This is a genomic window from Anaerocolumna sp. MB42-C2 (genome assembly GCF_030913705.1).
GTDB lineage: Bacteria > Bacillota > Clostridia > Lachnospirales > Lachnospiraceae > Anaerocolumna.
In genome coordinates this window covers 3,330,421-3,343,497 of the sequence record NZ_CP133190.1, presented here as the reverse complement: position 1 = coordinate 3,343,497, position 13,077 = coordinate 3,330,421, and the positions used below count along the sequence as shown (strand labels likewise).

Sequence of the window (13,077 nt, the reverse complement as noted above, 5' to 3'; positions counted from 1 at the left end):
CCATAAATTAATATCTTTTTCTTAGGTTTTAATCAAGAAGAAAAATATTAATCAGTATGGCAGGTTTAATTATATGTTTATATAACGATTTGTTTTATTCCCAACGGAAAAAACGAATGGAGATGCTTATACAAATTGCGGCAATTGCAATCATGATAATAATTGGAATCACAATACTGTTTACCGGTAATCCCAGGGAAGCTGCTTTTAATAACTTTATCCCTTGAGTCAGAGGTAACATATCGGATGCTTTTTGCAGAGCTTTCGGCATAATCTCATAGGGCAGGGTAGTTCCTGAGAATATAAGCATAGGGAAATAAAGCATACTGCATACCAGATTAACGGTTTTTATATTAGGTGCAATACCGCCCACCATCATACCAAGGCTGTACATAGACAATATAACTAAAAAATATGCTCCGATAAAATGAAGCCAGGAGCCCCTCATCCGATACCCAAAAAAGATAGCGGCAGCCGAATAAACAAGCAGTAAAGATAATATTGCATAGAACATATTTACTGCAACTTGTACCAATAAAATTAAGGAAGGGTTTATTGGCGTTACTTTAAATCTTTTTAGAATCTTTTTATCCCTATAGTCGGAAACGACCAATGGAAGTCCCATAATACCTGCGGCACATATTGCAATCGATGACACCGCACCAAAGGATTGTTCCATAAAGGTGTAATTCGCACCCTCGAAAGCAGGTTGATTTCCAAATAGGATTCCAAGTATAATGGTTATAACAAGGGGCATGATAAGTGCAAATATCACCATATCCAAACCTCTAAGGGATAGTTTTAATTCTGTTTTAAACATTGTATTAAATCGTTTCATTTTTATCTTCCTCCTCATCGGTGTACCAAAGATAGGCATCCTCGAACTTTTTATATGGACTGGCTTCAATTGCCTCCTTAACGGTTCCGCTAAAAATCATCTTACCTTTTTTTAGAATACAGATCTTATCACATAAAACTTCTACTTCGTCCATAAAATGAGAAGTTAAAAGAATTGTCAATCCATTCTCTTTCAGACCGGAAAGCCCTCTCCAGACAGTTTTTCTTGCTTTTACATCAAGCCCGGTAGTTAATTCGTCTAAAAATACAACGTCGGGATCCGGAATTAATGCAAGTATAATGAAAAGCCGCTGCTTTTGTCCTCCGGAGAGCTCACTAATGGGACTTTTTAATTTCTCCAACAGACCATATTGGCTTAATAATTTGTTGTAGTCAGCGGGATTTTTGTATAACGATTGGGTAACATTGCATAATTCTTTCACTGTTATTTTATCCTGGTAATTTGCTTCCTGAAATTGAACCCCTGCCTTTTCGAACAATTTTTTTCGGTCCGTTTGAGGGTCGAGATTTAAAATGGATACGATTCCGCTGTCCGGTTTTTTCGTACCTAGTATGCATTCTATCGTAGTACTTTTACCCGCTCCGTTTGCACCAAGCAGACCGAATACTTCACCCTTTTCGACTTTAAATTCCAGATTGTCGATAGCCGGGATACCTGCGTAGGATTTACATAATTTTTCTACTTTAATTATTGGTTCCAAAGTTACTTTTCCTCCTGTTTCTGGTAGATTTTTTTGTACAAATCCGCACACTGTTTGTCTGACCAAGTTAGAAGACCATCCGGATTTTACATAAAAAGAATAACACCAGAAAAAAGTCTGGTGTTAAAGTGGAGGGTTAATCTTTATGGATTTTTTCATATACACCAGTTGTTCCCTCATAGCCGATGCATTAGACTGTGCTTTTGCTAGTGATGTAAGCAGCTTATCACAAACGGATATAATATCTTCATTATCTGGTGGGGTATCAATGATTGCTCTTATATCGGCGTTGGGATTATCGGACAGGTTATTCAGAAGACGTAATATTGCTGCAAGCGAATAATTTGCACAGCGGAGAGAACGGATAATTTTCAATTGATTAATTTCATCTTCAGAATATACCCGATACCCGTTTTGTTTGCGTTTAATTGTCACTAAACCGTTCATTTCCCAATTCCTAAGCGTATCCATTGAGATATGCAGGTAATCAGCAGTTTCTTTTCGGGACATTAATATTTCATCTGCCTTATTATTACGACTTAGTAAAAGCTCATTGACAATTCCAATGGCTTCTTCGGCATTTTGTTGCTCAGTCCGGATTTGTTCCAGATAATTATCGGTAAGGGTTATGGCTTTGTCAAAATCTCCTGCAGCAGATAGTTTAATTATTTCAATTGCTTTTTTTCGTAAGCCGTTTTGCAGAACTTCTACTTGTAAAGCAATTCTTGCAAGCTTAAACTGTTCTATATGAAAACTGGTAAATACCCGGTAACCATTCCGCTGCCGTTCAGGCTTGGGTATAAGCTTAAGTTCTTCATAGAGCCTTACCGTATTCGGATGTATTCCAATAATCCGGGCAATTTCGGATGTCTTATAAGTATACATGGTATCACCTCCAATATTACTATTTTACCATATGTTTTAAGTCTGGTGATATAGTGGAGGGTTTTTTATGCATAATAAAACCTGCCATACAATTTTCCTTTTTCTAAGAGGGTTAAATTATTATGACAGGTTTTATGATTATTTCAAAAGAGGTTTATCCAGTTCGGTATTAACCGCATAAAAGTTCTTGGAATCTAATCGTTCCTGTACTCTTATTAAAGCTTCGCCGAAACGTTGATAATGAACTACTTCGCGTTCTCGTAAAAAACGGATGGGATCAACAATCTCCGGGTCAGTCACTAAACGGAGAATATTATCATAAGTGGTACGAGCTTTCTGTTCCGCAGCCAGATCTTCATGCAAATCTGTTAATGCATCTCCTTTTGACTGGAAAAAGCAGGAGTTAAAAGGGATACCGCCCGCTGCCTGGGGCCAAAGAGCGGTGGTGTGATCAATATAATAGGCATCAAACCCGCCGGTTTTGATTTCTTCCAGACTTAGATTTTTAGTTAATTGAAATATAATTGCACTGATAATTTCCATATGAGCCAATTCTTCTGTACCGATATCTGTTAATAACCCTGCGACCTCTTTATAAGGCATGGAATATCGCTGGGAGAGATACCTCATGGATGCAGCCAATTCTCCATCCGGTCCGCCGAACTGACTGATTATCAGTTGTGCCATCTTAGGATTAGGATTGGTAATTTTGACCGGAAATTGCAGTCTTCTTTCATAGGTCCACATATTTTACACCTCTCCTTCCCAAGGCCAGGGGCTTTCCACCCAAGTCCATTGATTATCTTGATTTACGTTATATGCAAGGATGGGACCGAAGTTCTGTTCATATTCCTGTAATATCTGCTTACGTTGATTTTTATATTGATCATAATTTGACATTGCTTCTTTTTCATAAGGATGGGTATCTAAAAATAATCTAAGGTCGTCTAATGCAAAGCAGACGGCCTGGACATTTTTCATAGCATCACATTTATCTTGATTCATAGAAGTGTTCCTCCTATTCCGTAGAATGGTAAATCCAGTTCTTTAAACAGGGTACCAACCTGTAAGGCATAATTAATGTCATATAAGTCACGAAATTTCTGAATCGGAACATACGCCATTGCCAAAGACGGTGAGGCAGGAGAAAGGTTGTCATCGCTGTCACAAGGAAGCTTTGGAATACCTGAGATGGAACAATCTTTTGGAGCTATTTTAAGATCAGTCTGTTTTAAATCCATATTCATACTTAAAACTCCTTTCCGTTTTATAACTAAAGAAATTAATAAAATTATATAACTTCTCAAAATTTAGTTTGGCTTTAAACGAATGAGAAAATACTAGGAATTATAAGTATGAAATCCATAAATTATAATAAAAATGAGATTTTTTTGAATGAAAAATGAATTGTAATAATAAAAATATAAATTTTTCATTTTTATCAATATTTTCGACTATCAAAGCAAATGTTAGTACAGTGCCTTAGTACTGATAACTCCATACAGTTACTTTTGGGACCATACTAATCATCACGCTAAGGGAGAGTTATAAATTGAGCAAATTGATGATGGGGATTAGTAGGGTTAAAATTTCAACACATACAAGCGTATTATAGTCATAAAAGAAGAAATCGTAGACAAAATATAAGAAAATCACTATAATACAATAAGTACCTGGTATAAAGAAAATGAAATAAGAAAGGTCTTACTGTAATACGTCTGCAGCAGATGTGTTATACAATAGGTGTTAAAATGATTTTTGAAACACATGCTCATTATGATGATGAAGCTTTTGATGATGATAGAGACAGTTTATTAAAAAGCCTGTATTCAGAAGGAATCGAATATGTGGTTAATGTAGGAGCAAGTATCACAACTACGGTAAAAACCCTGGAATTAATGAAACAATACCCTTTTGTATATGGTGCGGTGGGTGTTCACCCAAGTGAAACAGCTGAATTAAATGAAGAAAACTTTAAGTGGTTAAGTGAGTCTGCCTTACTGCCTAAAGTGGTTGCAATCGGTGAGATTGGTCTGGATTATTACTGGGATACTCCAGAGCGGACCATCCAGAAAGAATGGTTTTACCGTCAGATGGAATTAGCCAAGGAATTAAAACTTCCGGCAATCATACACAGCAGAGATGCGGCAGCGGATACCCTTACTATGATACAAAGTACTGACTTAAAACAAACCGGTGGAGTAATACACTGTTTTTCCTACGGAAAAGAGATGGCGAAAAGTTATCTGGATATGGGCTTTTATTTAGGAATCGGCGGAGTAGTAACATTTAAAAATGCCAAAAAACTAAAAGAAGTAGTGGAGTATGCACCAATGGAACAGTTAGTCTTAGAAACTGACTGTCCTTATCTTGCACCGGAGCCGAACAGAGGTAAAAGGAACTCTTCCCTGAACTTAATTTACGTCGCAAAAGAAATAGCAAAATTAAAGGGAATATCCCATGAAGAAGTTATAGCAATTACAGAAATGAATGCAAAAAAGATGTATGGTTTATCCCGTTAGTGTCAAAACCGGAAGTGAAAAATAGAAGAAAAGAGGTTATTCATGGCCAACCTAGGTAATCCGAAAGAAACGATAGAAATATTAAATAAATATCATTTTATTTTCCAGAAAAAGTTTGGACAGAACTTTTTAATTGATACCCATGTTTTAGCTAAAATTATTAAGGCAGCCGGTGTAACAAAGGATGATATGGTTTTGGAAATAGGTCCCGGTATCGGGACTTTAACACAATATTTATGTGAAACAGCAAGAGAAGTTATTGCTGTAGAGATTGATAAAACCTTAATTCCTATACTGGAAGATACATTATCCGCTTATAATAATATAACTGTAATTAACGAGGATATACTAAAATTAGATATAAACAGGCTGGTGCAAGAGAAAAACAACGGTAAACCGGTTAAAATTGTTGCAAATCTTCCTTATTACATTACAACTCCCATAATTATGGGATTGTTTGAAGCACATGTACCGGTGGACAATATAACTGTCATGGTTCAAAAAGAAGTGGCAGATCGTATGCAGTCGGGCCCGGGGAGCAAGGATTACGGAGCGCTGTCACTGGCAGTACAATATTATGCAGATCCTTATATTGCTGCCAATGTACCGCCTAATTGTTTTATGCCAAGGCCTAATGTAGGATCTGCCGTAATCTGTCTGACCTTACATGGTGACAAACCTGTAAAAGTAAAGGATGAAAAGTTAATGTTTAAGATTATCCGCGCTTCTTTTAATCAGAGAAGAAAAACTCTGGTTAATGGATTAAATAATGGAACAGAGATCAATTTGCCAAAAGAAACAATCGCGGAGGCTATCGGTGAACTGAAAGTATCTCCGACTATCCGGGGTGAAGCATTAACTTTGGATCAGTTTGCAAGACTCAGTGATATTATTTACGATAAAATTCATTCTTAAAACAGTAATAAAGCTGTTGCATAATTTTTGTGAAAAATTGCAGTATCAGATGCAAACACTAAAAGTTGCAGCAGCTTATTTTATTTCACATGAGAAAAATTCTACGGACCTCCTATAAAATAATAAGTGACAGAGGACAGACTCTTTCTTATTACATAGGAAAGTTCTCCGAACTTCCCTATGTAATAAAAAGCCCGACCGGCAGGATGCACATGAACACGCAAAAGGATAATATCCTTTAGGGAAGATGTCACTGTCGTGACAGCGCGTCAGCGCTAGAGTCTGGTAAACCAGACTCTTTCTTATTAAGATTAGTTTAGTAACTAGAATAATTTCAAGTGGCGCCTAACGTATTGACATAAGATAATTGTAATGATATTGTGTACTAGCGCAGAAAAAAGTTACTTTAGATTAATCTAAAATAATAAAGAGACTTATAATTACATTCCTGGAATGTCAGAATTGTACGGAGGGTAAAAAATGATAGGTAATGTCCTGGTTGGTCAATCTGGAGGACCTACGGCAGTAATAAATTCCAGCCTGGCTGGAGTGTATAAAACAGCGAAAGACCAAGGAGCCAAAAAAGTTTATGGGATGCTCTATGGGATACAGGGACTATTAGAAGAAAAATATTTGGATTTAGATGAACATATTCATAGTGATTTAGAGATAGAATTATTAAAAAGGACACCTTCGTCCTATTTAGGCTCCTGCCGCTATAAACTTCCTGATTTTAAAGAGGCCTCTGAAACATATGAGAAAATATTTGATATACTTTATAAACTAGATATTCAATATTTTTTCTATATCGGTGGAAATGATTCCATGGATACCATCAAAAAATTATCTGATTACGCATATACTATTCAAAGTAATATCCGATTTATAGGTGTGCCCAAAACGATTGATAATGATTTGGAGATTACCGATCATACACCGGGTTATGGAAGTGCTGCAAAGTTTATAGCGGCTACAACCAAAGAAATTATCAGGGATAGTTTGGTATATGACCAAAAAAATGTGACTATAATAGAAATCATGGGCCGTAATGTGGGATGGCTTACGGGTGCGGCTGCTTTGGCAGGCGGTATGGATTGTGATGGACCGGATTTAGTATATCTTCCTGAAATGGATTTTAATTTAGAGGAATTTATCAAAAAGGTGGAAGAACTTCAAAAAACTAAAAAAGCTTTGGTAGTAGCCGTATCGGAGGGAATTCGCCTGTCAGACGGAAAATATGTCTGTGAGCTGGTTGGCGATGTTAAATATACGGATCAATTTGGACATACCTTATTAAGCGGTTCCGGTAAATACTTATCCAATAAAATATCCACGGAATTGGGATGTAAATCACGGGGTATTGAATTAAATACACTGCAAAGATGTGCTTCCCACATGGCATCCTTAATAGATATAACAGAAGCTTATCAGGTGGGAGCAGCAGCTGTGAATGCTGCATTGGACGGAAAAACAGGAGAAATGATTGTGATCAACCGTATATCCAATCAACCTTATCAATGTACCAACGGTACATATGATATTCATAAAATAGCCAATATGGAGAAAAAAGTCCCCTTAAACTGGATTAAGGAAGACAATACCGGTATGTCGGAAGAATTTATGGATTATGTAAAACCTTTAATTCAGGAAGAGCTAACCCCTATTATGATCGGGGGACTTCCAAAGCATATTAACTATAATAAATATTAACAGAGCAAATTCACTTGGGTAAGATGTAAAAAGCAGATAACAAAGATATTACTGCAGATTTACATTTTACCCTTTTTTTTATTATTTAAATAATGTATATAACTCAATAAAATAGTACATAGTACTTGGCTAATATAGCTGATATAATAAATTAAAGGAATTTAAAGATATACATTACCATTATTGAAAATCATTTGTAAAAGGTGATAATTTGTGAGGAAAAATTCTGCAATCAATGAAATATTAAAAATGCTTTATGAAAAAAAAGGATACATAATAAGTTTTTTTTGTACTTCTTTCATAATATTAGTATTAAATTTAATGGAGCCCCTGTTAGCCAGGCGGTTTATTAATAATATAATAATTACGGTCAGAAATAAATATACCATTTTATTAGGGCTGCTTTGGATTTTAGTTTTTTCTTTAAGAACGGTAATTGAATATGTTAAAAAAAGGACATATACAATCTTTAGAGGACAGACAATTAAATGCATTCAGAAAGAAATCTTTAAAAAAAGTATTCTTATACCATCAAGAAAAGCGGAAGAGTTAGGAACCGGATATATAGTATCCAGGATCAATGATGATGCCGATTCATTGGACGGCCTGATGTGTGATAATTTAATCGGTTTGTTTTTTGCCATTATTCAAGGAACCTGGGTCTTACTATTAATGGTTAAAATGAACTTTATTCTGGCACTTTGTTCCATAGTGATAGCTATCGGTTATGTAAGTGTACAGTTTTTTTATCCTCTGAAAAAACTATATAAGAATTTCGCAGAAGCACGCTCAGTTTTTAATAATGATCTTTATAATACTCTTCAAGGATTAAGAGTGATTAAAACACATAACAGCGAAACTTTTGAACAGGGCAGATTTGAAAGTAATATTTCTGAATTAATAAGCTTCAAGAATAAACGCGAGTTCGCCGATATATTCCGCCGTACTGCGAGCTCTTATTTATACACACTAGGAACTCCGCTGATTTATTTTACAGGAGGAATTTTAATACTTAAAGGTCAATGTACGGTTGGTGTAATCGTTGCATTTATTATGTTGTATAACCTTTTTGCTTCAAGTTGTATGACAATAGGAACTTTTTTCCCGCAATACAATACATCGGTAGGTGCAGCGGAACGAATACAGGAATTTCTTAATAGGGATGGGGAGAAAGATACTGTTTTTGATCCTGTTTCCAACAGTGAGGGGGATAAAAACAGGATTGGTAAGGAGGAAACTTCACCTATAATTTCCTTTGACCATGTCTCATTCTCTTATGCTAACGATAGTCAGTATTCGGTCAAAGATGTCTCATTTACGGTATACCCTAATAAGCATATTGCAATTGTAGGACCGAGTGGATCCGGCAAAAGTACAATTGCCAATCTCCTCCTTAGACTTGAAGAGCCCTCCTTGGGAATTATTTATCTATATGGAAAACCGATTACAGACTATGAGGTTCATACCGTGAGGTCTTTATTCGGTTACATACAGCAAGAAAACTATTTATTCAGCAGAACGGTTTATGAAAATATAGCACAGGGTAAGAATTTATCATCAGAGGAAGTAAAGAGGGTTCTGAAAGAAGCTTATGCGGATTCTTTTATTGCAGAATGGCAGCTTGGTATAAATACGCCTATCAGTGAAAAAGGTAAATCGATGTCAGGGGGCGAAAGACAACGAATATGCATAGCCCGGGAATTTGCAAAAAATGCACCTATTATTCTAATGGATGAGGCGACCTCATCCCTGGATCCTTTAGCTGATGCGGTTGTATTGAAAGCAATCGAAAGTATTTCTAAGAATCGTACTGTTATAACGATAACACATAAACTGAGCAGTATAAAAAATGCGGATATTATTTATGTTCTTAATGAAGGCAGGATAGTGGAAGCCGGAACTTTTGATTCTCTTATGGAGAGTAAAGGACTCTACTTCACTATGTATACCTATCAAGAGAATCGGGCTAAGTAGCATCAGGCAGAAACCATTTAGGACAGGAAGCTGCCTTGTATTACTTAGCCCAAATTACAGAGGGATTCTTTATTTTCCCATAAGTTGTTCCGTGTACGCCGAAGGAGTATAACCGGTGTATTTTTTGAATATCTGGCTGAAATATCTTGGGTTATTTCCGCAACCGACCTGATCTGCAACAAAAGCGATGGTAGCATCCTGTTTCAGCAGAAGGACCTTTGCAGTCTCAATTCTCCTTCGATTTAAATAATGTGAGAATTTCTCCCCGTTTTCCTTAGCAAATATTCTGCTTAAATAATCCACATTCATATGGATTTGCTCTCGGGCTATTTTTTTTAAGGAAATATCCGGGTCGGAGAGGTTTTCTTCCACATAACTTTTTACCTGGGATACAATGGAGTTTTTTTCGCTGCTGTCTGAAAGTAAAAGCAAAATCTGCTCAGTAAGAATTTCACGATAAGTCTCGATATCCTCACATAAAGATAATTTTTCCAGTAAATCATGGTATACCGATTTATGAAAGGAAGTTTCCGGTAATTTGCGGATTAACTGGGAGACTAGATGAATTCCATAATTATTTAAAAGATCAATGTCTTCAATTGGCATAAAAAAGTTACTTAAGAGTTTTTTGATTTTCTCTTCTTCCATAACCTTGTCTTTTAAATTCAGTAACTGCTTTGTCAGATATTGTATCTTCTCAAAGGATAAACACGCATTGTATATTTCCCTTGCTTGTAAACTGCGGCTAATGCTGTAAATTTTAGGATACCTTTTGAGGTTGGCAGTGAGATGCCCTAAACCGTCCGATAAGGACTCAAAATATTTGCCCGTATAGGCAATCCGTATTGTCTGTCCGTTATACCAAACAGTTTCGCTAAAACAGCGCAGTTTATCGGAAAGTCCGTTGCTGTCCTTTAAAATTACCGCCATGGAATGATATACATATAAAAAGTCTATAACAGGTACGGCATCCGTTTTATTTAAATATCCATATACTTCTTTTGCAAATGGGATTAAAAAGTTTTCTTCCACAAAAGTAAAATAAGCGATAAGATAACCGGATTTACTATCAGCATCTATGTAATGAGAAGTTCCCAAAGGATTTACGCCGGAAACAAAGATATCATACAGAAGAAGCTGCCGGTGATATTCTTCAGCCTGTTCGCAAAGACGTCTCTGCTCCCGCTCCAGGGAACTTTGACTTTTTTTGCGCAGAAAATTACTTTTCGCAGTTTCTACCGCCGAAATCAATTGATCTTCCCCTGCGGGTTTTAACAAATAACTTCTGACACCTAACTGCATCGCCTGCTTGGCAAAGTCAAATTCTTTATAACCGGACAGAATAATAAATTCAACATCCGGGTCCATTTTGCTCATCTTCTCAATTAGTTCCAATCCGGTGAATCCCGGCATTTTAATATCGGTTAATACAATATCAGGAGATTCATCAATAATAGCATCCAAAACCTCCACACCGTTACTACAGACGGCAACTATTTTAATATCAATGGATTCCCAGTCAATACATTCTACTATGGATTCTCTGATGACTTTTTCATCATCTGCAACAATCATGGTAAACATAGGCTTCTATCCTTTCACATTGTATTTTGGTCTGTTTCCCTAACATACTCCGTTTTAGCGGGAATATCAAAAAATACGGTTACAGAGTTTATTCCGTTCTTAAAATGCAGGCCGTAAGTATCGCCGAAGAGCAGTTTTATCCTGCTGTCAATATTAATAAGACCGACTCCGTTTCTTTTGGCGGTTACCTTGTGTTCTTTTAATAACTGCAATATGTCCTCATTAATCTCCGAACCGTTATTCTCAACTTCTATGTGTAAAAAATCATGTATTAATTTTGCACGAATGATAATCCGGCAGCCGTCAATATTCTCATCCAGACCATAGATAATAGCGTTCTCCACTAATGGTTGTATGGACATTTTCGGTACTAAAAACGGCAGCACTTCTTCTGAGATTTCCACTGAAACAGCCAAAGTATCCGGAAACCGGATCTCCTGGATTAGAAGATAATTTTCTAAAATTTTTCTTTCTTCCTCCAGAGGAATTAAATCCTGTTTTTCCGTAAGACTGCTTCGTAAAAGCTTCCCTAAGGCCTGGACGATGGTGGAGATGTCTTTTTCACCGCTGCGGTTTGCAAACCAGTGAATTGTATCCAGAGAATTGTAAAGAAAATGCGGATTTATTTGCTGTTCCAGGGATTTTAGCTGGGTCTGGGTCAGGAGAAGTTCTTTTATATAATTGTCCTCAATTACTTTTTTAAAATCAGCAGTCATCTGGTCGAAATATTGGTTCAGCCGGCCAAGTTCATCCTGTCCATTTTTTTTCGGAAACGGATACGGTTCCAGATTCCCGGAGCGTACCCGCCGCATTTTTTCCAATAAATAGTTAAATTGCACCGTGATTTCCCGGAATAAAAATCCTGACAGAGATACGGTAAGGATCAGGGCCATAAAGATACGTATTATATAGGTCGTTTTAGCTTCCTTTATGGAATAAAACAGATCATCATAAGGGACACCTAAGGTGAGATACCATTTTAAATGAGAGGTTGCTATTTGTGTCCGAATTACAAAATACATATTATCGGCAAATTTCTGAATGTTGTAAGTATTAATTTCATTTTCTGAGGTTGGAGGGAAAACTGCTATGGATTCCGCAAGTTCAGAGGGATAGAGAAGTACATCACCGTCATGGATATTAATAGTATAGGAAGGTGTCCCCATAACTCTGCGGGCTGTTTCACGGACAATACGGTTTAGATTTACCCGAATTATTACAATACCCATAGGCTCTAAAGAGAGAGCTTTGATTTGCTTTATCCGACGTACACATAAGATACTTCCGTCTTTTCTTCCGCTTGACATCCATCCCGGGGAGCCGTTTTTCTCTCGTGCAAGTACTTTAGCGGCAGCAATTGTTTCTTTACTTTCCCGGGAAGAATTCTGACCCCAGACAATCCGGGCTCCGGATTCGGGCAAAATTGTGGTACTGATAACATCGGCATTAAAATTGGTGTATATGACTTTTAGAATCTCTTTTTGTGCTGCAGACCGGATATTCGGATAATTGGAGTTATTAATCGTATCAATATTTTTCTGAAGAGTCTGGTTTACTGCGATGGATAAAGAGATTCCCTCTATGGTATCCATGGCATTTGAAATTTCTTTGGACAAATATCCCATGGAGTTTGCAGTTTGCTCATATATCAGTTTATTCGAATTATTAACTACATGCTGTAGGCCCATAATAGATTCCACACTCATAACAAGGGAAACCAAAAGGGTAATAAAGATTAACTTATATTTTAAAGGCAGATTCTTAAGAGAAAAAAGTGCTGTATTTATCTTCATATATTTTCCTTTCTATATCTTAAGCATTCAGATAATTGCGAAACAAGGCGATTGTATGGTATAGTAAGAAAACTGTTTCGTTTTGTAATTACTTATATTATGTATTTATCAATAGTATATAAATTTTTCAGTGCC

At 36.5% G+C, this 13,077-nt stretch carries 12 protein-coding genes; 4 read left to right on the top strand and 8 right to left on the bottom strand.

All coding sequences use genetic code 11. The annotated features are described in order from the left end of the window. Positions 1-94 precede the first annotated feature (94 nt). The 6 genes from RBU59_RS14750 to RBU59_RS14725 form a co-directional block, all read right to left on the bottom strand. Positions 95-838 (bottom strand): ABC transporter permease, encoded by a 744-nt coding sequence (locus tag RBU59_RS14750; protein ID WP_308143284.1) that lies wholly within the window; start codon positions 836-838, stop codon positions 95-97. Then, on the bottom strand, positions 825-1,559 hold the full coding sequence (locus RBU59_RS14745) for an ABC transporter ATP-binding protein (RefSeq protein ID WP_308143283.1): 735 nt from the start codon (positions 1,557-1,559) through the stop codon (positions 825-827). The genes RBU59_RS14750 and RBU59_RS14745 overlap by 14 nt, the downstream gene beginning before the upstream one ends. A gap of 123 nt (positions 1,560-1,682) precedes the next feature. Beyond that, positions 1,683-2,444, bottom strand: coding sequence for a MerR family transcriptional regulator (locus RBU59_RS14740; protein WP_308143282.1), 762 nt, complete (start codon positions 2,442-2,444; stop codon positions 1,683-1,685). A gap of 138 nt (positions 2,445-2,582) precedes the next feature. Further along, a complete protein-coding gene (locus tag RBU59_RS14735; protein ID WP_308143281.1) occupies positions 2,583-3,191 on the bottom strand; it encodes a manganese catalase family protein in 609 nt (202 codons plus the stop codon). Positions 3,192-3,194: 3 nt separating this feature from the next. Continuing rightward, the gene (locus RBU59_RS14730; RefSeq protein WP_308143280.1) at positions 3,195-3,449 is read right to left on the bottom strand and encodes a spore coat protein CotJB; all 255 of its coding nucleotides are present in this window, start codon (positions 3,447-3,449) and stop codon (positions 3,195-3,197) included. Then, positions 3,446-3,691 carry a spore coat associated protein CotJA gene (locus RBU59_RS14725; protein WP_308143279.1) on the bottom strand — a complete coding sequence of 82 codons (246 nt, stop codon included), beginning with the start codon at positions 3,689-3,691 and terminating at the stop codon, positions 3,446-3,448. The genes RBU59_RS14730 and RBU59_RS14725 overlap by 4 nt, the downstream gene beginning before the upstream one ends. Before the next feature lie 504 nt (positions 3,692-4,195). Between RBU59_RS14725 and RBU59_RS14720 the strand changes: the two genes are divergently transcribed. The 4 genes from RBU59_RS14720 to RBU59_RS14705 all read left to right on the top strand — a co-directional run bounded on the left by RBU59_RS14720 (position 4,196) and on the right by RBU59_RS14705 (position 9,565). Beyond that, entirely contained in the window at positions 4,196-4,966 is a 771-nt protein-coding gene (locus RBU59_RS14720) for a TatD family hydrolase (protein ID WP_308143278.1), read from the top strand. Between the two features lie 42 nt (positions 4,967-5,008). Then, positions 5,009-5,881, top strand: a complete 873-nt coding sequence (gene rsmA / locus RBU59_RS14715; protein ID WP_308143277.1) for a 16S rRNA (adenine(1518)-N(6)/adenine(1519)-N(6))-dimethyltransferase RsmA — start codon at positions 5,009-5,011, stop codon at positions 5,879-5,881. 480 nt (positions 5,882-6,361) lie between these two features. Beyond that, the gene (locus tag RBU59_RS14710) at positions 6,362-7,591 is read left to right on the top strand and encodes a 6-phosphofructokinase (protein WP_308143276.1); all 1,230 of its coding nucleotides are present in this window, start codon (positions 6,362-6,364) and stop codon (positions 7,589-7,591) included. 213 nt (positions 7,592-7,804) lie between these two features. Then, positions 7,805-9,565, top strand: coding sequence for an ABC transporter ATP-binding protein (locus tag RBU59_RS14705; RefSeq protein WP_308143275.1), 1,761 nt, complete (start codon positions 7,805-7,807; stop codon positions 9,563-9,565). Positions 9,566-9,634: 69 nt separating this feature from the next. Here RBU59_RS14705 and RBU59_RS14700 read toward each other — a convergent pair whose 3' ends face one another. Next, complete coding sequence (locus RBU59_RS14700) at positions 9,635-11,149, bottom strand: response regulator transcription factor (RefSeq protein ID WP_308143274.1); 1,515 nt, start codon at positions 11,147-11,149, stop codon at positions 9,635-9,637. Between the two features lie 14 nt (positions 11,150-11,163). Beyond that, positions 11,164-12,942, bottom strand: a complete 1,779-nt coding sequence (locus RBU59_RS14695) for a sensor histidine kinase (RefSeq protein ID WP_308143273.1) — start codon at positions 12,940-12,942, stop codon at positions 11,164-11,166. Positions 12,943-13,077: the final 135 nt, after the last annotated feature.